This is a genomic window from Trinickia dabaoshanensis, assembly GCF_002879885.1.
GTDB lineage: Bacteria > Pseudomonadota > Gammaproteobacteria > Burkholderiales > Burkholderiaceae > Trinickia > Trinickia dabaoshanensis.
Window position 1 is genome coordinate 131,636 of record NZ_PNYA01000011.1, and the last position, 20,261, is coordinate 151,896.

Sequence of the window (20,261 nt, forward strand, 5' to 3'; positions counted from 1 at the left end):
GGTTATGCGCTGCCGATCAATAACGGATGACGGATGCACCCCAGGTGAAACCGCCGCCGACGCCTTCGATGAGCACGTTCTGGCCGCGCTTGATGCGACCGTCGCGAACCGCGAAATCGAGCGCGAGCGGAATCGATGCCGCCGACGTATTGCCGTGCTCGCCGACCGTCACGATCATGCGCTCTTGCGGCAAGCCGAGCTTGCGGCACGTGTGCGACATGATACGGATATTGGCTTGGTGCGGAATTAGCCAATCGACCTGGTCGGGCGACATATTGGCCTTCTCGAGCGCTTCGAGTGCGACTTTCTCGAGCACGTTGACGGCCAGTTTGAAAACAGCCTGTCCATCCATATGAAGGAAGGCGCTGCCGGCAACGATGCCGCCGTTGACGTGCCCCGGCGTGCAGAGAATGTTCGTGTAGCTGCCGTCGGCGTGAAGCGCGCTCGCCACGACGCCCGGTTCATCCGACGCTTGCAGAATCACCGCGCCGGCGCCGTCGCCGAACAGCACGCAAGTCGTGCGATCGTTGAAATCGAGGATACGCGAGAAGGTTTCCGCGCCGACGATGAGCGCCGTGCGATGCTGCCCGCTGCGGATCAACGCATCGACCGTCGCGACCGCATAGGCGAAGCCCGAGCAGACCGCCTGAATATCGAAAGCGGCGCCGCCGTTCTTGATCTGCAATTTGTCTTGCAGCAGGCAGGCCACGCTCGGAAACACGAAGTCGGGCGTGGACGTGGCAACGACGATGAGGTCGATCGTCTGCGGGTCGATATCGGCCGATTCGATCGCTCGCTGAGCGGCGATGAGCGCGAGATCGCTCGTCGTCACGTCGGGATCGGCGAAGTGACGCGCGTGGATGCCCGTGCGAGCGACGATCCATTCGTCACTCGTCTCGATCCCCTGCTTGGCAAGGCGATCCGCGAGGTCTTGATTCGTGACGCGGTTGGGCGGCAGATAACTGCCCGTGCCCAGCACGCGGGAGTAGAGATTCGATTGAGCCATTTATGCTTTCGAAGATACCGCGGCGTCAGGCTCGGCCGGACGGCCGGCGAGATTTGCGTGACCGGCGCCTGCGCCGTCGCGCGCTGCTTGCGCGAGCGGATATGCGTTTTCTTCCATCGCTCGCGCCAGGCGTTCGAGGACGCCATTTTTGACCGCATCATACCCGCGTTTGATAGCCCACTCAAACGCATAGGCATCGGCGGACCCATGGCTCTTGATCACGAGCCCGCGCAGACCGAGCAGCGCGGCACCGTTGTATTGCCGATGATCGACGCGCTTCTTGAACCGCATCAGCACCGGCAACGCCAAGAACGCCATCAGCTTCGTCAGCAGCGAACGCCCGAACTCCTCGCGGATGATCTCGGAGAGCATCTGCGCCAATCCTTCCGACGTTTTGAGCGCGACGTTGCCGACGAAACCGTCGCAGACGATGACATCGGCCGTGCCCTTATAGATGTCGTTGCCTTCGACGTTGCCGCGAAAGTTCAGGGTGCTCGCGCGCAGCAATTCGCCCGCGCGCTTGATCGTGTCGTTGCCCTTGATGACCTCTTCGCCGATGTTCAGCAAGCCGATCGTGGGACGCTCCTTACCTTCGAGCGCCGACACGAGTGCGTGCCCCATCTCCGCGAACTGCAGCAAGTGCTGCGGCTCGCAATCGACGTTCGCGCCGAGGTCGAGCATCATCGTGTAGCCGTGCGAATTCGGCAGCGCCGAGGCGATGGCGGGACGCTCGATACCGGCGAGCGTCTTGAGCACGTAGCGCGAAACCGCCATCAATGCGCCCGTATTGCCTGCGGAAATGCAAGCCTGCGCCACCTCGTCCTTGACGAGATTGAGCGCCACGCGCATCGACGAATCTTTTTTCTTGCGCAACGCGACTTCGACGGGATCGTCCATGGCGACGACTTCCGACGCCGGCACGACCGTTAGCGCCGGATTATCGAGCGCCTTGCATTTCTTCAGTTGAGCACGAATCGGCGCTTCGAGGCCGACGAGCATCAACTGCGCATCGGCGTGTGCGCGAACGAAGCTGACGGCAGCGGGAACGGTCACGGACGGGCCGTGGTCGCCGCCCATGCAATCTATCGTGAGCTTTATAGTCATGGACTGCGACGAATTTCAGGCGCTATGCATGGGACCGCGGCGCGCGCAGACACCTTGGCCGCGGCCGGCCGCGAAGCATGAGACCAGAGTAAGTGCTCCGCTTGAAGAGGAAGCGAGTGCCGAAGCACGGGCGCTATCCGTTCGCTGAAGCGCTAACGCTGATCGACTGCGAAGCATGGGGCCGCAGCGACGGCTCTCATTGGAGTCCAAGTAGGCGCAATAGCGCCGCCTCGGCCCAACAGCCGAATCGTCAACTCCGGCTGACCGCAAAGGACGAGACCGCAACGAGCGCTGAAGCGCCGGCTGCGATCGACACAAAAAAACGGCAGTTGAATGCCGCCTTTTGTTCGAACCGGAGCGTTTCACGCGAGTCACTCGCCGCGCAAAAGGGCCGCCAATTAGGCGAACGCCGCGCGCCGACGCGATTAGTCGTTCTTCGTCTTAACGACTTTCTTGCCGCGATAGTAGCCGTTCGGGCTGATGTGGTGACGCATATGCACTTCACCCGTGCTCGGCTCGACGGCGAGGGGGGTCGTCGTCAGGAAATCGTGCGAGCGGTGCATGCCGCGCTTCGACGGCGACTTCTTGTTTTGCTGGACTGCCATGGTAACTCCTAAAAATTTTTGGGATTCTAACACAGCCCGATCGGCGTAACGCCACTGGCCGAACGGCCGGCGCGCCCCATCGTGCTACTCGTGCAACGGTTCAATGCTTCTTGCCGCCCTCATCCTCGCCACCGCCGCGCTTGAGCGCTTCGAGTGCGGCAAAAGGATTGGGCTTGCCCGCGTCGCCTTCGCCCGCAACCTCGGACGTCGGATCCTCGCTATCGCTTTCGCTTTCGTCTTCGCTCAGATCGCTCGCGTGCTCACCGGCCGCACCCGAGACGAGGCTCTCGTGCACCTGCGGGCAAACGTCGTGTTTCGGCACGAGCGGCAGCGACAGCAACAGCTCTTCCTCGATCAGCGCGACGAGATCGAATTGGCGGGAACCCACGATCACTTCGAGCTCGTCTTCGTCGAGCGGAAACTCCTCGGCCTCTTCCTCGCTGGCCACGAGCCGATACGCCGCCTCGATGTCGAACGACTGCTCGTACGGCGCGAGGCACCGCTGGCATTCGAGCCACGCCGCGCCATGCAGCGCGAGGCGCAAATACGGCTGCGCCGCCTCGGTGCCGTCGTCTTGCAACTCGGGCTGGGTCGCGCCCTCGGCCTGCCACGTGAACAGCGTGTCGCGATCTGGCGCGTCCGCCGGGACTTCGTTTAACATGCGCGGCAACTGCGAGACACGCACGGCGCCGGCAGCCTGACGACCGCTGCGCGCAAATTCGAAGACGTCGAACGCGTGCGGATCGATGAGCCCGCCAGCCTTACCGGAATGTTGGGACATGGTTCGCTCCTCGCTCCGCGCGGCACCGACCCATCGGTACTCGCTTGCAAACTGCTATCTGCTTGACTTCGTGCCCCACGGCGCCCGCTGGATATCCGATAGACACCGATCGGACACCGTGAAAAGCCGAAGAGTATATTTGATTTACCTTTTGCAGTCAATCACTTAAAGACCAACCCAAGCTGCCGCCGCGTCGCGCCGGCGGCTTGCCCCGAACGCGTTCCGCTCAACGAACCATGCACGATTCCAGCGTCCGGCCGCCCCGGCTGATTCTCGCTTCCAGTTCGCCTTACCGACGCGCCCTGCTCGAGCGCCTGCGCATTGCCTTCGACGTATGCGTCCCGGCACTCGACGAAACGCCGCTTGCCGGAGAGACGCCCTCGCAAACCGCGCTGCGGCTCGCGCAAGCCAAGGCACGCGCCGTGGCGGCGCGCGAGACGGATTCCGGGCCCGTGCTCGTCATCGGCTCCGATCAAGTCGCCACGTTCGACGGCCTGCAAATCGGCAAGCCGGGCACGCATGAAAAAGCGCTCGAACAACTGCGCATGATGCGCAATCGCGTCGTGCAATTTCATAGCGCACTGTGCCTGTTCGACAGCGCTCGCGATACGGCCCGCACCGAAGACGTCGTGACTCGGGTGCGCTTTCGCGACTTGCCCGATGCCGAGCTCGAGGCCTACCTGCATGCCGAAACGCCCTACGACGTGGCCGGCAGCGCCAAATCCGAGGGTCTCGGCATCGCGCTGCTCGATTCGATCGAATCGAGCGATCCCACCGCGCTCGTCGGCCTGCCGTTGATCGCCCTCACCCAGATGCTGCGCGAGGCCGGCTACCCCTTGTTCGCAGGTGCGCGATGAGCGGCGTACTCTATTTGATCCCCAATGCGCTCGGCGAAGGCGACGCGGCGGCGCTGGCCACCGTGTTGCCCGCCAGCGTGCTAGCCCGCGCGGCCTCGCTCGGCTACTTCGTCGGCGAGAACGCCAAAAGCACGCGTGCGTTTCTGAAGCGCGTCGGCGTCGATCGCCCGATCCAAGAAATCGAGATTCGCGAATTGAACGTGAACACGCCGGCCGCGGAAGTCGAGCGGCTGCTCGCGCCGATTCTGGCGGGCGCCGACGGCGGGCTCGTCTCGGAAGCGGGTTGCCCCGCCGTGGCCGATCCCGGCGCCTTGCTGGTACGGCGCGCGCACGAGCGCGGCGTCAAGGTCGTGCCGCTCGTGGGCCCGAGCTCGATTCTGCTTGCCCTCATGGCATCGGGGCTCGACGGTCAACGCTTCGCGTTTCACGGCTATTTGCCCGTCGATCCCGGCGAACGGGCGAAAACGCTGCGCGAACTCGAGCAACGCTCGCGCAAGGGGCGCGAAACGCAGATTTTCATCGAAACGCCCTATCGCAATCGCGCTCTACTCGATGCACTCGTCGCGAGTTGCGCGCCTTCGACGTGGATCACCGTGGCCGTCGACCTGACGCTCGAATCCGAACGAATTGCGACGAGGACCGCGAGCGATTGGAAAAAGCAGGCCGGCGCGTTCGATATGCACAAACGGCCGGCCATCTTTCTCATGCTTGCGAATTAAAGGCGAGGCGGCGGCGCGCCGAGCCGGGCGCCGCCCCGTGAGTCAGTGCAGCTTCCAGCCGCCGAGCACCAACGCATGCACCGCGCCCTCGCCGACGGCAGCGCCGAACTTGCGGGCGATGCGGTCGGAGATGCTTTCTTTTTCGGTGTAATCGACGATTTCCGGCGCCTTGATGACGTCGCGCGCCACGTGACCGGTATCGCCGAAGCCGTCGGCAAGACCGAGCTCGACGCTCTTTTGACCGGTCCAGAACAAGCCCGAGAAAATGTCCGGCGTTTCATGCAAGCGCTTGCCGCGCCCCTGCCGGACGGCGTCGATGAATTGCTGATGAATCTGATCGAGCATAGCCTGCGCGTGCTCGTCCATCGCGGGCGTATCGGGCGAGAACGGATCGAAGAAGCCCTTGTTGGCGCCCGACGTATGCAGCCGGCGCTGCACACCGAGCTTATCCATGAGCCCCGTGAAGCCGAAGCCGTCCATCAGCACGCCGATCGAGCCGACGATGCTCGCATGATCCACGTAGATCTTGTCGGCGGCGGCCGCAACGTAGTAGCCGCCGGACGCGCACATATCGCCGACGACCACGTACAGCGGCTTGGCCGGATACTTCGCGCGCAGCCGGCGGATTTCCGAGTTGATGATGCCCGCTTGGACCGGCGAACCACCTGGACTATTGATATAGAGAATGACGCCGGCCGTATCGGCATCGGCGAAGGCCCGGCGCAGCGAACGATTGATGTCCTTCGCATTGGCGTTCTTATCGGCGGCGATCTCGCCCTCGAGCGAGACGAGCGCCGTGTGGCGGCCCGTCGCGACGGGCTTTTCGTGCGATGCGCTAAATATGCCCGCGACGATCAGCAAGAAGACGGCAAGAAACGCGAAACGAAAAAAAATCTTCCAGCGCCGCGCCGACCGTTGCTCATTGATCGCGGCCAGCGCGATCCGCTCGAGCGCGGCGCGCTCCCAGTTCGGCTCGCGCGCGGCGTCGCTCGGCCGGCGCTCCGGCTCCAGGGGGTGCTGCGATTCGGGCGTGTGTTGGTCGGCCATGGTTCTCGGTTCTTCGTTCTATTGGAAAAAATCGCGTGACGTCACGATCGGGCGTCATCCGGGGCGGGCCTCAAGTCGCCGTCGGGCAGCCAGAAGACGGCGCGCCCCTCGGGCGTATCACGCTCCTCGACCTGCACCGGCCTCAGGCGGGCGCCGCGGCACGGACCGCCGACGCAGCGTCCGGAGTCCGGAGCATAAATCGCGCCATGCGTGGCGCACATCAAGTATAAGCCCGACGATTCGAAGAACTGCCCCTCGACCCAATCGAGTTCCATCGGCACGTGCGCGCAGCGGTTCAGATAGCCGTAGACACCACCGTCGTAGCGGATGAAAAAGACGACGGCATCGCCATCGAGATAGCGAGCCGCGCGGCGCACGCCCGCGCCGCCGTCGACCAGATCGGCCGCAGCGCACACGCGCACGGGCGCCGCATCGCCCGCGCTCATGCGTGCTCCCGCAGCCAATCGCCGAGCGCGCCGACGCTCTCGGCGACGAAACGCGGCTCGAGTTTGACGAGCGCGTCGACCGGATGCGCGCCGTAGGTGACCGCCACGCCCGCCGCGCCGGCGTTGGTCGCCATCTGCAGATCGTGCGTGGTATCGCCGATCATGACGGTGCGCGCGAGATCCTGGCCGAGTTCGCGCGTGAGTTCGTGCAGCATCGCCGGATGCGGCTTCGAAAACGTCTCATCGGCGCAGCGCGTGCCGTCGAAAACGCTCGTGAGCCGCACTTCGTCCAGCGCCCGGTTCAGTCCGACCCGGCTCTTGCCGGTCGCGACGGCCAGCAGATAGCCTTGCGCCCGCAATTCGTCGAGCAATTCCCGGACACCCGCGAACAATTCCGTGTGCGCGTCTTTGATCAGGTAATGGAAGCGGTAGCGCTCGGCCAGCCGCGGATAGTCGGCCGGATCGAGCGTCGGCGCCGCGATTTGCAGCGCGTCGCGCAAACCGAGGCCGATCACATAGCGCGCGGCGTCGTCGGCGGGCACCGGCAGTCCAAGGTCGCGGCAGGCGGCCTGAATACTGCGCGCGATGTGCGCCGTCGAATCCATCAGCGTGCCGTCCCAGTCGAAGACGATGAGGTCAAATTGCTGTCGGGGCATCGGGTTGCGTCTCGTTGCGCAGGTCGGTGAGTTGATCGAGGAAACGCCGGAGTTCGTCCGGCAACGGAGCGGCAAGCTCCATGGGCTCGCCCGTGATCGGATGCGTCAGACGCAATCGATACGCGTGCAGGAACATCCGCTTCAGCGAGGGACGCGCGTTCGCCCGCGCCAGCGCCTTGTTCAACGCGAAGTCGCCGTATTTCGCGTCGCCGACGATCGGCAGCCCGAGATGCGCCAAATGGACGCGGATCTGGTGAGTCCGCCCCGTCTTCAATTCGGCCTCGAGCAGGGCGTACTCGGGCCAACGCTCGATAAGGTTGAACACCGTGTGCGACGGGGCGCCGTCCGGCTGCACGCGCACGCGCCGCTCGCCTTCAGGCGTAAGGTACTTGAAAAGCGGTTCCTTGACCGCGCGCCGCCGTCCCCAATCGCTGGCCCACTGCCCGTGCACGCAGGCGTAATAGCGCTTGTCCATACGGTTTTCGCGAATCTGCTCGTGCAATCCGACGAGCGCCGCGCGCTTTTTCGCCAGTAACAGGACGCCGGACGTCTCGCGATCGAGGCGGTGCACGAGTTCCAGGAACTTGCCGAGCGGACGCGCCCCGCGCATTTGCTCGATGACCCCGAAGGCGATCCCGCTGCCGCCGTGGACGGCCACGCCCGCGGGCTTGTTGATCGCCAGCATGTATTCGTCTTCGAACAGGATCTCGAAATTCGCCGGCGGCGGCGCCATCAGCGCTTCATCGAACGTGTCGGTTTGCGCGACGCGCACGGGCGGCACGCGGACGACGTCGCCGGGCTCCAGCCGGTACTTGGCATCGACGCGGCGCTTGTTGACCCGCACTTCCCCGCTGCGCAAGATCCGGTAGATGTGACTTTTCGGCACACCCTTACAGACGCGCAACAAAAAATTGTCGATGCGCTGCCCGGCGACCGCGTCGTCCACCTGTATCATCGAGACCTGGTCGGGTGCGACCGATTTCTGGGATATTTTGCCTAACTCATTCATTCTGAATATAATTTGCCCAGCAATCCGTTGCGTGCCGCGCATTTTTTCGCGGCTCCTCGCCCGGATTGTGCAGGGAGAAGCAAGAACCTGCTATTTTACTTGCTTGGCTGCACCCAAGGGCCGGTTGCTCGCCCTGAATCGAGAAGCAACGAGTTGCACGCACGGCATCCATCGCGGCAGGGACGTCGCCCATAGGCGCGTTCGGTCCGGTCGGCGCCGACGGTAACGGAATTTTGGTAAAAAAGAATTCATCTGGTGAGCCTTGGTTGTCGCGCGCGTGTTTGTCGAGCGAAATCAGGCTCCCGATTGCGAAACCTACGGCGAGCGCCATTATGCGTTCCGCGTGAAGCGGGACGCACGGCGACGTCAAACATTGGCAAGACACGCCCGCGTGGCGGTCGAGTATGCATCGGGCTTCGCGCCGCCACACGCGGCGCAGCTTTCCCCGGTCCGGCACGGGCATCGAACGGTGCGCCGGATTGTTGCGAGGATCGCCCGGGCATTCGGCACACGCCCTCGTGTCGCGCCGTTATTTGAAGCCGTGTTCGCATGCGCCCATGCGGCTCGCAGCCCTCGTCGGCCGAAAGCGAGTCCTCTCAGGCAATTCTCCCCGCCATCGTTCCCGCTCCCGCGTGCTTGTGAAAACACAATAAGGACGCGGCGCGCCTTACCGTGCGTCGCCGGGCCGGCTTTACGCCGGGCCGGCGCGCATGGCGACGCCGCTCTGGAGCCGTTCAATGAAACGCATGTTGTTCAACGCGACGCAGCAGGAAGAGCTGCGCGTCGCCATCGTCGATGGGCAAAAACTCATCGACATCGACATCGAAACCGCCGGCCGCGAACAGCGCAAAGGCAACATCTACAAGGGGATCGTGACGCGCATCGAGCCGTCGCTCGAGGCGTGTTTCGTCAACTACGGCGAAGACCGCCACGGCTTCTTGCCGTTCAAAGAAGTCGCCCGCCAGTACTTCAAGGAAGGCGTCGACATGCGCTCCGCGCGCATTCAAGACGCCTTGCGCGAAGGGCAGGAACTCATCGTTCAGGTTGAAAAGGAAGAGCGCGGCAACAAAGGCGCGGCCCTGACGACGTTCATCTCGCTTGCCGGCCGCTACCTCGTTTTGATGCCGAACAACCCGCGCGGCGGCGGCGTGTCGCGCCGGATCGAAGGCGACGATCGCCAAGAGCTGCGCGAAACGATGTCGCAGCTGCAACTGCCCGACGGCATGAGCATCATCGCGCGCACGGCCGGCATCGGCCGCAGCGCCGAAGAGTTGCAGTGGGATTTGAACTACCTGATGCAACTGTGGCGCGCGATCGAGGCCGCCTCGCAAAGCGGCCAAAGCGGCCAGCCGATGCTGATCTATCTGGAATCGAGCCTCGTGATCCGTGCGATCCGCGACTACTTCCAGCCCGATATCGGTGAAATTCTCATCGACACCACGGAAATCTATGACCAGGCGCGCGCCTTCATGGATATCGTGATGCCCGACAACGTCGGCAAGGTGAAGCGCTACCACGACGACGTGCCCCTCTTTTCGCGCTTCCAGATCGAGCACCAGATCGAGACGGCGTATTCGCGCACGGTGCCGCTGCCTTCGGGCGGCGCGATCGTGATCGATCACACGGAAGCGCTCGTCGCCATCGACGTGAACTCGGCACGCGCCACGAAGGGCGCCGACATCGAGGAAACGGCCACGCGCACGAACCTCGAAGCGGCCGACGAAGTGGCCCGCCAACTGCGCTTGCGCGACCTCGGCGGCCTGATCGTGATCGATTTCATCGACATGGAGTCGGCCAAGAGCCAGCGCGAAGTCGAACAGCGCCTGAAAGACGCGCTCAAGCATGACCGCGCCCGCGTGCAGATGGGCAAGATCTCGCGCTTCGGCCTGATGGAGCTCTCGCGACAGCGCCTGCGCCCCGCCCTGTCCGAAGGCAGCCACGTCACCTGCCCGCGCTGCAACGGCACCGGCCACATTCGCGATACGGAATCGTCCGCTCTGCAAGTGCTGCGGATCATTCAAGAAGAAGCGATGAAGGAAAACACCGCGGCGATCCATTGCCAGGTGCCCGTCGAAGTCACGGCCTTCTTGCTCAACGAAAAGCGCCAGGAAATCAACAAGATCGAGTCGCGCTTCAAAGTGGGCGTCGTCCTCATTCCGAACAAGCATCTCGATACGCCGCACTACAAGCTCGAGCGTCTGCGCCACGACGATGTGCGCCTCGACGAGCCGCGCGCCTCCTGGAAGATGGCCGAGGAAGCAGCTCGCGAACTCGAATCGGAAACGGCCTACAGCAAGCGCAGCGAAGAAGTGAAACCGAAGCAGGAAGCGGCGGTGAAAGGCATCACGCCCGAGCGGCCGGCGCCTAGCGCACCAGTCCGCGTGCAACCGGCGGCCGCGCCGGCCGCGGTCGAAGCGCGCACCGGCGGGTTCTTCGGCTGGATCAAGAGCCTGTTCGGCGGTCAACCGCAAACCCCGGCGCCCGCGCCCGAACCCGCTCAACCGGTACGCCCGGCACGCGGCGAACGCACGGAACGCGGCGGCGATCGCAACAACCGCAACCGCCGCGGTGCAGGTGGCCGCGACGGCGCGGCCCGTACCGAATCGGCCGTCGGCGGCCGTACCGGCCAGCAACCGTCGCAACGTCCGGCGCGCGAACAGCGTGAGCCGCGTGAAGGCCGCGAAGGACGCGGCGAGGCGCGCGAGCGTGGTCAAGAGCGCAACGAGGCGGCCGAAAACGCCCCCCGCGGCGAACGGCGTGAACGCGGCGAGCGCGCGGAGCGTGGCGAACGCGTCGAGCGCGTGGAGCGTGGTGAGCGTCAAGAACGTGCGGAACGCGGCGAGCGCCAAGAGCGCGGCGAGCGTCAGGAACGTGCGGAACGCGGTGAACGCGCCGAGCGTGGTGAGCGCCAAGAGCGCGGCGAACGCCGCAAGCCGCAACCCGAGGTGACCGCGGCGGAAGCCAACGCGCGCGCGGAAGCACAAGCGGCGGAAGGCGCCGTGGCAGTCGGCGTCCCCACGCCGGAACTCGAAGGCGCGGCGCGAGACGGTGAAGAACGCCGCCGTCGCCGCCGTGGCCGTCGCGGCGGCCGTCGCGAGCGCGAGGAAGAAGGCGTGAACGCGACGCTGGCAGCCGATGTGGCCGAAGCCGAGGGCGCCGCGGCCGCCGTGCCGCCGCAAGCGGCGACGAGCGAAGCGCAGCCGCATAGCGCCCAAACCGCCGAAACCGCCGCAGCTGTGCCTACCGAGACTCACTTCGAAGCACGAGTATCGTCGCCGGCCGAGCAAGCGGTGGCGACGCCCGTGCCGACCCGCGAGCCGATCGCCGCACCGCTGCCCGAAACCCCGGTCGTCGAGGCGCCGGTTGTCGAAGCGCCCGTCGTCGCGGCCGCGCCGGCACCGAGCGAGTCCATCGGCGCACCGGCAGAACTGCCGAAGGCTGTCGAAGCGGCGCCCGCTGCACCCGCGCCGGTTGCAGCGGAGCCCGAATCGGCCATCGCCCGGATCGTGGAAGCCGCGCCGGCGCCGGAACCCGTCGTTCAAGCTTCGCCGGACGTCGCAGCCGAGCCGGTGGCGAGTGCGGCGTTCGCGCCCGTCGAGGCCGCCAGCGCCGTAACGGAACTCGTGCAGCGCCCCGCGGCAGTCGAAGCCGTGGCAACGCCGAGCCCGCGCACCAACGGTCTGGCCGCCGCCGACCTGCGTCCGATGCTCGAATCGGCCGGTTTGGTGTGGGTCAATACCGACGCGGCGAAACTGCGCGCGGCACAGGAAGCGGCTGCGCAAGCACCGGCGCCGCAGCGTGTGACTCGCGAACGCAAGGCGCTGCCGCCTGCCGATTCGACCCCGATGCAGCAGGTCGAAACGCGTAAGGACGCCTAAGTCCATACTCGCAGCCAAGGGCGCGCCCGCGCCCGGCCGCGTGACGAGCCCGCCTGACACGGCGGGCTTTTTTTTCGTCAGACCGTTGACGCACATCACATGGTGGGCCGTTATCCGTATCGTCGCGGGGGCCATGACCGCCCCGGGCGCGGCGTTCGGCTAGAATGGGCATCTGCTCGCTTTTCGTCTCATCATGTCCCGTCGCATTATTCCCGTCGCCGACGTCAGCGCGATCCCGAGTGTCGCCGGCGAGCCGCTCGCCGCGCGCGGGATGCTAGCCGACACGCTCTCGCGGCCGCTGCGCGACCTGCGTATTTCCGTCACCGATCGCTGCAACTTCCGGTGCGTCTACTGCATGCCGCGGGCCGTATTCGGCAACGACTATCCGTTCCTACCGCATAGTGCGCTGCTGACGTTCGAGGAAATCGAGCGGCTGGCGCGCGTGTTCGTCGCGCACGGTGTCGATAAGATCCGGCTGACGGGCGGCGAACCGTTGCTTCGCAAGAACATCGAATGGCTCATCGAAAGGCTTGCCGCCTTGACCACGCCCGACGGACGGCCCCTCGATCTCACACTGACCACGAACGGTTCGCTGCTCGCGCGTAAGGCGCGCGCGTTGAAAGAGGCGGGATTGACGCGCGTCACCGTCAGCCTCGACGCGCTCGACGATGCCCTGTTCAAACGCATGAACGACGCCGATTTCGCGCCGAGCGCCGTGCTCGACGGCATCGCGGCCGCGCAAGCCGCCGGGCTCGCGCCGATCAAGGTCAACATGGTCGTCAAGCGCGGGACGAACGACGGCGAGATCTTGCCGATGGCTCGGCACTTCAAGGGCTCCGGCGCGGTGCTGCGCTTCATCGAATACATGGACGTCGGCACCTCGAACGGGTGGAACATGACGGAGGTGCTGCCCTCCGCCGACGTCGTCGCCCGTATCGCGGAACATTTCCCGCTCGTGCCGCTGGAAGCGCATACGCCCTCCGAAACGGCGCAGCGCTGGGGCTACGCGGACGGCAGCGGTGAAATCGGTGTCATCTCCAGCGTCACGCGCGCATTTTGCGGCACGTGCACCCGCGCGCGGCTATCGACGGAAGGCAAGCTCTATCTGTGTCTGTTTGCCTCCGGGGGCCACGACCTGCGCGCGCTCGTGCGAGGCGGCGCAAGCGACGAGGAGATCGGCACCGCGATCGGCCGAATCTGGCAGGCGCGCGACGATCGCTATTCGCAGTTGCGCGGCAACGCCGCCCCGGCGCCCGCTAACCAAGCGCGCGTCGAAATGTCGTATATCGGCGGCTGATACCGAACCGTCAAGATGGATCCCCTCGCTCGCAAGCGCATCACCGGCCTCGTCCTCGCCGGCGGCCGCGGCACCCGAATGGGCGGGCTCGACAAGGGCCTGCAATTGCTCGCGGGCGTTCCGCTGGCGGCGCACGTCGTCGAACGTATCGCTCCACAAGCCGATGCGCTGCTGATCAGCGCGAATCGCCATCTCGACGACTACGCTCGTTTAGGGGCGCCGCACGGTGCCCGCGTCATTACGGACGCATCGGCCGACTTTCCCGGGCCGCTGGCCGGTCTGCTTGCGGGGCTCAGAGCCTGCTCGACCGAGCTGCTGCTTTGCGCGCCCTGCGATACGCCTTGCTTGCCGTCGGATCTCGCCGCGCGGCTACTGGCCGCACTGGACGCCGAGCAGGCCGACGTCGCCGTGGCCGGAACCGCCGACGGCGCGGGGCACATCGAACTGCATCCCGTCATCGCCCTCGTACGCAGAGCGCTTGCCGACGATCTCGCCGCCTACCTGAACGCCGGCGAGCGCAAGGTGCGTACGTGGTACGGACGCCACAAGCAGGTCGAAGTGCCCTTTCGCGACGAGGGCGCGTTTTACAATGCCAACTCTTTGCATGAGCTCGCCGATCTCGCACGAACGATCGAGGCTCGCCCCGGGCACGATAGGCACGACGGGCACCCCGGGCAATAGGCCCACGCGCCGTGCGCGGCCATCGCCCCGCGCCCCCTCTTCGATGACGACTCCCAACGACAAATCCGGCTCATCTTCCTCGGCGACGGCGAACCCGCTGCCGGTCGATACGGCACGCGCCCTCATCCGCGCCGCGGTAACGCCCATCGAAGCGACCGAGCGAGTCGCGCTGCGCGCGGCACTGAACCGGGTGTTGGCTCGAGACATCGTGTCGCCCATCGATGTGCCGGCGCACGATAACGCCGCGATGGACGGCTACGCGTTCGACGGCGCCGCGCTCTCGGCCGGCGCGCCTTTGACGCTCGTCGTCGCCGGCGAAGCGCGTGCCGGCCATCCGTTCGACCGAAGCTGCGGTTCGCGCGAATGCGTCCGGATCATGACGGGGGCGCCGATGCCCCCCGGCTGCGATACGGTCGTACCTCAAGAATTCGTGACCCGAACCGGCTCGAACGTCGTGTTCGACCCGCAAACCCTCGCCCCGGGCGCGAATCGCCGCCGCGCCGGCGAAGATCTCGCACGCGGACGGGCCGCGCTCAAAGCCGGCCGCATCGTGCGCCCCGCCGACCTGGGTCTGCTCGCTTCGCTCGGCGTGGCCGAGGTGGCCGTGCGCCGGCGCGTGCGCGTCGCGTTTTTCTCGACCGGCGACGAACTGCGTTCGGTCGGCGAGCCGCTCGAGACAGGCTGCGTCTACGACAGCAATCGCTATACGCTGCATGCGATGCTTGCGCGCCTGAATATCGATGCGCTCGATCTCGGTGTCGTACGCGACGAGCCCGATGCGATCGAGGCCGCGTTGCACGCCGCGGCCAAGAGCGCCGACGTCGTGTTGACCTCCGGCGGCGTCTCGGTGGGCGATGCCGACTTCACCGCGCGCATGACGGCCACGCTCGGCGACGTCGCATTTTGGCAACTCGCCATGCGGCCCGGCCGGCCGTTCGCCTTCGGCCGGCTGTGGCCCGACGGGCGCGGCGCGGGCGGCAGCAGCGCGCTGTTCTTCGGATTGCCCGGCAACCCGGTGGCCGTGATGGTCTCGTTCTACCAACTCGTGCGCGACGCGCTCGTCGCAATGTCGGGCGCGATCGCCCCAGGCCCGCTACAATTTGCCGCCGCGAGCGGCGTACCGATCAAAAAGCGGCCCGGACGCACGGAATTTTTGCGAGGCATCGCCACGCGCGACGCGGCCGGATGCTGGAGCGTGACGCCCACGCACTCACAGGGCTCGGGCGTGCTCAGCTCGATGAGCGAGGCGAACTGCTTCATCGTACTGACTCACGCGCAAGGCGACGTGTCGGCAGGCGAAAGCGTCGACATCATGCCCTTCGAAGGGCTCATTTGAGCCGCGCGCAACACCGCGGCCGATTTACCGGATAGCACACCGTCTCTCAACGAGGCTTGGACCCATGAAAAAACAAATCCTTTCGATCGCGCCGGGACAGACCGCGAAGGCGCTCATCCTCGTCTACGTGATTTTCAGTACGCCGATCGTCTTGCTCGGTACGCTGGTCGCTTATTTCCGCCAAGGATCGGCCGAGACGGGAACGATCTTTTTCAGCGCCGTGCTGCTCAATGCGATTCTCGGCTTCGTGCTGCTCTGGATCGCTTGCCATGTCTACAACTGGGTGGCGCAGCGCTTCGGCGGCATCGAGATCGTCTTGTCCGACGTTCCCGAAGAGGCCTAAGAAATGGCCGACCTCATTCGCGAAGCCACGCCGCTCGACGTGACCGGCATGCTCGGTTTGATGCGCGAACTCGCCGAATTCGAAAAGCTCACGCATCTGTTCGTGGCGACCGAGGAGACGCTCGGCGAGGCACTGTTCGGGCCGCATCCGGCCGCCGAAGCGCTCGTGGCCGAGCGCGAAGGCAAGATCGTCGGCTATGCGCTGTTCTTCCAAAACTTCTCGACGTTCTTGGGCCGGCGCGGCCTGTATTTGGAAGACCTCTACGTGCAGCCCACGCTGCGCGGCGGTGGACTCGGCACCGCGCTGTTGCGGCGCGTCGCCGCGATCGCCGTCGAACGCCAATGCGGGCGTTTCGAGTGGTCGGTCCTCGACTGGAATCAGAGCGCCATCGATTTCTACACGAAGATGGGCGCCACCGTCATGCCCGACTGGCGCATCGTGCGCGTGACCGACGACGCGTTGAACCGGCTCGCCTCCGCAGCCTGAACGCGCCGCCCGAGCGGCGCAAGCGCGCGGGCGGGTGCGAGCCCCGCCACGGACGCGTTCCGGCAAGCGCCGTTTAGACTTCGGGCTCGTTCACGCCCGCATAGGCATCGCCGAGCAACCCTTCCGTTTGGTCGCCCGGCAGCGCCTCCACTTCCCTCAGCTTCGTGTTCATGACGCGCGTACGCCGTTCGGCGGCCTCGATCGAACGCGTCACCGTTTCGAGCTGCGACTTCGTCTTGGCCAGCACGTCGCCGAATTTGCCGAATTCGGTCTTCACGGCGCCGAGTACCTGCCATACCTCGCTCGAGCGCTTTTCGATCGCCAGCGTACGAAAGCCCATCTGCAAACTGTTCAACAATGCCGTCAGCGTCGTAGGGCCCGCGATCGTGACGCGATAGTCGCGCTGCAACTGGTCGGTGAGCCCGGGGCGGCGCAATACCTCGGCATAGAGCCCCTCGGTCGGCAAGAACAACAGCGCGAAATCCGTCGTGTGCGGCGGCGCGACGTACTTTTCGGCGATGGTACGCGCCTCGCCGCGCACACGCGCCTCCAGGGATCGCGAAGCTTCCTCGACAGCGACCGGATCGCCGCGCTCCTGCGCATCGATCAGGCGCTCGTAGTCCTCACGCGGAAATTTCGCATCGATCGGCAGCCATACGGGCGTCGCCACGCCCTGCCCGCCGTTTCCTTCGATCCTGCCCGGCAACTTGATGGCAAATTCGACCCGTTCGTTGCTCTTCGGTACCGTCGCCACGTTCTTCGCGTACTGCTCAGGCGTCAGGATCTGCTCGAGCAAGGCCTCGAGTTGCACTTCGCCCCACGTCCCGCGCGTCTTCACATTCGTGAGCACCTTCTTCAGATCGCCCACCCCCGCCGCCAACGATTGCATTTCGCCGAGGCCGCGATGCACCTGCTCGAGCCGATCCGAGACGAGCTTGAACGATTCGCCGAGGCGTTGCTCGAGCGTCGCATGCAGCTTTTCGTCGACCGTGCGGCGCATCTCCTCGAGCTTCGTCGCGTTGTTCGCTTCGATATCCTTGAGCCTCGCTTCGAGCGTCGCGCGCACCTCGGCAAAGCGCCGGTCGTTCGCCTCGACGAGCTGCGCGAGTTGCTGCGCGAGCGTGTCGCCGAACCGCTTGAGCGCCGACGCTTGTTCGTCGCGCGATTCGTGCGCGTGCCGCTGCAAGCTGTCGCGCATGGCGTCCAACTGCGTCGCGTTCGTTTCGGTCAGTTGCGCGAGGCGCTTGGCGAAACCGTCGATCTGCTGATTTTGGACGGTCGCGACACTCGTCAGTTGCGCGGCAAGCGTCTGCTGGAATTGCGCGAAACCGCCGCCTAGCTCGGCACGAGACAGGCGCGACGTTTCGGCGAGCTCACCTCGCAATTCCCGTTCGAGCCGCTCGTACGCGCGGGCCTGCGTCTCGCCGGCCGTTTCGATGCATTGACCGAGTTCGGCGAACGCCGCCCGATCGTTCGCGCGGCTCGCGCTCTTGATCGCCCACGCGAGGGCGATGGCCAAGAGCACGACGGCGCAGGCCAGCGCCACCAAAAGAATCGTCGTCATGAACGCGTGCGTCCTAATACTTCGGGGTTGATCGGATTGGGCGGCCGACCCGCGCGCGGCCCCATCCCCAGCGCGGCGATGAGATTGTCCGCCGCGAGATTGGCCATTGCCCGGCGCGTGGCTTCGGTGGCGCTGGCGATATGCGGCGTGAGCACCACGCTGGGCGCGCTCAGTAGCCGCGGATTCACGTTCGGCTCCCCTTCGAACACGTCCAGCCCCGCGCTCGCGATGCGCCGCTCGTGCAGCGCGTCCGCCAGCGCGGCATCGTCGACGATACCGCCGCGCGCGATATTCGTGAGTGTGGCGCTCGGCTTCATCAACGCGAGTTCGGGGGCGCCGATCGTGTGATGGCTCTGTGCGCTGTACGGCACCACGAGCACGACGTGATCGGCTTGGCGCAGCAAGTCGTGTTTCGATAGATATTCGGCCGCGAGCTCAGTCTCGATCTGCGGCGCGACGCGCGAACGGTTGTGGTACACGACGCGCATGGAAAAACCGCGCGCGCGGCGCGCAAGCGCCTGGCCGATCCGCCCCATGCCGATAATGCCGAGCGTCGAGCCGTAAATGTCCGTGCCGAGAAAACCGTCGTAGCGCCAAGCGCCCCACTTGCCCGCGCGCAGCCAATGCTCGCTCTCGGTCACGCGCCGCGCCGCCGCCATCATCAACGCCCAACCGAAATCGGCTGTGGCCTCGTTCAGTACGTCCGGCGTGTTCGTCGCGATCACGTTTGCGGCATTGAACGCGTCGATGTCGAAATTGTTGTATCCCACCGCCATGTTCGCGACCGCGCGCAGACGCGGGGCCGCCGCGAAGATCGCGGCGCCGATCGGATCGCCCGCGGTCAATGCGCCGTCCTTATCGGCGAGCCGGCGCGCCAGCTCGTCCGGCGCAAGCGCGGGCCCGTCGTTCCAATCGACGTCGAAATGCTGCCTCAAGCGCTCGACGACGTCGGGAAAGATGGGGCGCGCGACCAGAATCTTTTGCATCTATCTCTCCATCCGAAATCAGAAAAACAGCCACGTCGTCAGCAGGAACACCGGAATGAGCACGGCGGCCGACCACCCGAGGTAGCCGAAAAAGCTCGGCATACGCACGCCGCGCGATTCGGCGATCGCCTTGACCATGAAGTTCGGCGCATTGCCGATATAGCTGTTCGCCCCCATGAAAACGGCCCCCGCCGAGATGGCCGCGAGCGTCGTGGCCCCCGCCGTCATCAGCACTTGCGCATCGCCGCCCACGAGGTTGAAGAACACGAGATAGGTCGGCGCGTTGTCGAGAAACGATGACAGGATACCCGTCGCCCAGAAATACATGGCGTCGATCGGACGGCCGTCCGCACCCGTCACCAGGTGCAGCACCTGAGCGAATGCGCCATGCTCGCCCGCTCGCAGCATCATCACCACCGGCGCGATCGTGACGAAGATCGCGCCGAAAATCTTCGCGACCTCTTGCATCGGAGCCCAACTGAACGCGTTTCCGGTGCGCGCCGTGCGCGGCGTGATCGCAAGCGAAACGAGCGTGACGACGACGAGCGCGGCGTCGCGCACCGCGTCTTGCAGCGCGAGCGGCGTCCCGGCCACGTCGAACACGATACCCGGCTTCCACAACCCGCTCATCAAGACGAGGCCGATGACGAACGCCAGCAACACAAAATTGCGCTTGCCCTCGATCGCAATGCCGATCGAATCGGGCGACGGATCGAGACTCGCCTCGCGTTCCTCGCCCGGCCGGCGGTAGTAGTAACGGTCGAGCGCGTAGAAGACGGCCAGCAACACGGCGCAAATGAAAAGCATCGGCAAGGCGAGGTGGCGCGTCGTCCAGAAAAAGCTCACGCCGTTCAGAAAACCGAGAAACAACGGCGGATCGCCGAGCGGCGAGAGCGAACCGCCCGCGTTCGCCACGAGAAAAATAAAAAAGACGAAAACGTGCGCGACGTGTTGGCGATTGTCGTTCGCGCGAAGCAACGGCCTGATCAGCAACATGGCCGCGCCCGTCGTGCCCATGATGCTCGCGAGCGCGGTGCCGAGCGCCAGCAGCGCCACGTTCACGCGTGGCGACCCATGCAGCGCGCCCCGCACGCAGATGCCGCCCGCGACTGTATAAAGCGCAGTCAGCAAGACGATGAAGGGAACGTATTCGGCGATGACCGCGTGGGCGAGCGAATGCGCGGCGGCCCCGGCGCCGAATGCATAAGCAAACGGTACGAGAAAGGCGATGGCCCACGCCGCCGCGATTTTTCCGAAATGCCGATGCCAAAGCACCGGCGCGATCAACGGAAACAGTGCGATCGAGAGCAAGATGCCCGCGAACGGAACGGCCCAGCCCGGCCCGAGCAGCGCCCCGTCGGGCATGGTCCCGGTGGACGCGGCCCACGCGCACGAAGACCAACCCGCAACGATTACGGCAAATGCACCCGCCGCCGCGTTGCGCGCGCAAGCGGCTTTTC

20 protein-coding genes are annotated in these 20,261 nt (G+C 65.5%); 8 read left to right on the forward strand and 12 right to left on the reverse strand.

Going from position 1 to position 20,261, the window contains the following annotated elements; all coding sequences use genetic code 11:
• Positions 1-16 precede the first annotated feature (16 nt).
• The 4 genes from C0Z18_RS14005 to C0Z18_RS14020 form a co-directional block, all read right to left on the reverse strand.
• Positions 17-1,006, reverse strand: coding sequence for a beta-ketoacyl-ACP synthase III (locus tag C0Z18_RS14005; RefSeq protein WP_102646015.1), 990 nt, complete (start codon positions 1,004-1,006; stop codon positions 17-19).
• A complete protein-coding gene (gene plsX, locus C0Z18_RS14010; RefSeq protein ID WP_102646016.1) occupies positions 1,007-2,110 on the reverse strand; it encodes a phosphate acyltransferase PlsX in 1,104 nt (367 codons plus the stop codon). It abuts the gene before it with no gap.
• 425 nt (positions 2,111-2,535) lie between these two features.
• Positions 2,536-2,715, reverse strand: a complete 180-nt coding sequence (gene rpmF, locus C0Z18_RS14015) for a 50S ribosomal protein L32 (protein ID WP_010105341.1) — start codon at positions 2,713-2,715, stop codon at positions 2,536-2,538.
• A gap of 100 nt (positions 2,716-2,815) precedes the next feature.
• Complete coding sequence (locus C0Z18_RS14020; RefSeq protein ID WP_102646017.1) at positions 2,816-3,496, reverse strand: DUF177 domain-containing protein; 681 nt, start codon at positions 3,494-3,496, stop codon at positions 2,816-2,818.
• 236 nt (positions 3,497-3,732) lie between these two features.
• On the opposite strand from C0Z18_RS14020, the gene C0Z18_RS14025 reads away from it, so the two are divergent.
• Together C0Z18_RS14025 and C0Z18_RS14030 are read left to right on the forward strand one after the other, a co-directional pair.
• Positions 3,733-4,353 (forward strand): Maf-like protein, encoded by a 621-nt coding sequence (locus C0Z18_RS14025; RefSeq protein ID WP_102646018.1) that lies wholly within the window; start codon positions 3,733-3,735, stop codon positions 4,351-4,353.
• Positions 4,350-5,072: an SAM-dependent methyltransferase gene (locus tag C0Z18_RS14030; protein ID WP_102646019.1), complete on the forward strand. Its 723-nt coding sequence runs from the start codon at positions 4,350-4,352 to the stop codon at positions 5,070-5,072. Before C0Z18_RS14025 ends, C0Z18_RS14030 begins: the two co-directional genes overlap by 4 nt.
• A gap of 42 nt (positions 5,073-5,114) precedes the next feature.
• Here C0Z18_RS14030 and C0Z18_RS14035 read toward each other — a convergent pair whose 3' ends face one another.
• Genes C0Z18_RS14035 through C0Z18_RS32715 form a run of 5 tightly spaced genes read right to left on the reverse strand, consistent with a single transcriptional unit; the run spans position 5,115 to position 8,561 of the window.
• A complete protein-coding gene (locus C0Z18_RS14035; protein WP_102646020.1) occupies positions 5,115-6,119 on the reverse strand; it encodes a S49 family peptidase in 1,005 nt (334 codons plus the stop codon).
• Positions 6,120-6,160: 41 nt separating this feature from the next.
• Positions 6,161-6,565, reverse strand: coding sequence for a Rieske (2Fe-2S) protein (locus C0Z18_RS14040; RefSeq protein ID WP_102646021.1), 405 nt, complete (start codon positions 6,563-6,565; stop codon positions 6,161-6,163).
• Complete coding sequence (locus C0Z18_RS14045; protein WP_102646022.1) at positions 6,562-7,221, reverse strand: HAD-IIIA family hydrolase; 660 nt, start codon at positions 7,219-7,221, stop codon at positions 6,562-6,564. Before C0Z18_RS14045 ends, C0Z18_RS14040 begins: the two co-directional genes overlap by 4 nt.
• Complete coding sequence (locus C0Z18_RS14050; RefSeq protein WP_102646023.1) at positions 7,202-8,230, reverse strand: RluA family pseudouridine synthase; 1,029 nt, start codon at positions 8,228-8,230, stop codon at positions 7,202-7,204. The genes C0Z18_RS14045 and C0Z18_RS14050 overlap by 20 nt, the downstream gene beginning before the upstream one ends.
• Positions 8,223-8,561: a hypothetical protein gene (locus C0Z18_RS32715; protein ID WP_146014010.1), complete on the reverse strand. Its 339-nt coding sequence runs from the start codon at positions 8,559-8,561 to the stop codon at positions 8,223-8,225. The genes C0Z18_RS14050 and C0Z18_RS32715 overlap by 8 nt, the downstream gene beginning before the upstream one ends.
• A 406-nt stretch (positions 8,562-8,967) precedes the next feature.
• Here C0Z18_RS32715 and C0Z18_RS14055 point away from each other — a divergent pair, with 406 nt between their 5' ends.
• From C0Z18_RS14055 to C0Z18_RS14080, 6 genes are all read left to right on the forward strand, one after another.
• Positions 8,968-12,108, forward strand: a complete 3,141-nt coding sequence (locus tag C0Z18_RS14055; RefSeq protein ID WP_102646091.1) for an Rne/Rng family ribonuclease — start codon at positions 8,968-8,970, stop codon at positions 12,106-12,108.
• Positions 12,109-12,301: 193 nt separating this feature from the next.
• The gene (gene moaA / locus C0Z18_RS14060; RefSeq protein ID WP_102646024.1) at positions 12,302-13,405 is read left to right on the forward strand and encodes a GTP 3',8-cyclase MoaA; all 1,104 of its coding nucleotides are present in this window, start codon (positions 12,302-12,304) and stop codon (positions 13,403-13,405) included.
• A 15-nt stretch (positions 13,406-13,420) separates the two neighbouring features.
• Positions 13,421-14,086: a molybdenum cofactor guanylyltransferase MobA gene (gene mobA, locus C0Z18_RS14065; protein ID WP_102646025.1), complete on the forward strand. Its 666-nt coding sequence runs from the start codon at positions 13,421-13,423 to the stop codon at positions 14,084-14,086.
• Between the two features lie 43 nt (positions 14,087-14,129).
• Positions 14,130-15,422, forward strand: coding sequence for a molybdopterin molybdotransferase MoeA (moeA, locus tag C0Z18_RS14070; RefSeq protein ID WP_102646026.1), 1,293 nt, complete (start codon positions 14,130-14,132; stop codon positions 15,420-15,422).
• Between the two features lie 64 nt (positions 15,423-15,486).
• The gene (locus C0Z18_RS14075; RefSeq protein WP_102646027.1) at positions 15,487-15,765 is read left to right on the forward strand and encodes a hypothetical protein; all 279 of its coding nucleotides are present in this window, start codon (positions 15,487-15,489) and stop codon (positions 15,763-15,765) included.
• 3 nt (positions 15,766-15,768) lie between these two features.
• Positions 15,769-16,251: a GNAT family N-acetyltransferase gene (locus C0Z18_RS14080; RefSeq protein WP_102646028.1), complete on the forward strand. Its 483-nt coding sequence runs from the start codon at positions 15,769-15,771 to the stop codon at positions 16,249-16,251.
• 73 nt (positions 16,252-16,324) lie between these two features.
• Here the strand turns inward: C0Z18_RS14080 and rmuC are convergent, their stop codons facing one another.
• From rmuC to C0Z18_RS14095, 3 genes are read right to left on the reverse strand one after another with little or no spacing between them, the layout of a single operon-like run.
• On the reverse strand, positions 16,325-17,815 hold the full coding sequence (gene rmuC / locus C0Z18_RS14085; RefSeq protein WP_102646029.1) for a DNA recombination protein RmuC: 1,491 nt from the start codon (positions 17,813-17,815) through the stop codon (positions 16,325-16,327).
• On the reverse strand, positions 17,812-18,801 hold the full coding sequence (locus C0Z18_RS14090) for a 2-hydroxyacid dehydrogenase (protein ID WP_102646030.1): 990 nt from the start codon (positions 18,799-18,801) through the stop codon (positions 17,812-17,814). Before C0Z18_RS14090 ends, rmuC begins: the two co-directional genes overlap by 4 nt.
• Before the next feature lie 18 nt (positions 18,802-18,819).
• Positions 18,820-20,166 (reverse strand): sodium:proton antiporter, encoded by a 1,347-nt coding sequence (locus C0Z18_RS14095; protein ID WP_233217314.1) that lies wholly within the window; start codon positions 20,164-20,166, stop codon positions 18,820-18,822.
• Positions 20,167-20,261: the final 95 nt, after the last annotated feature.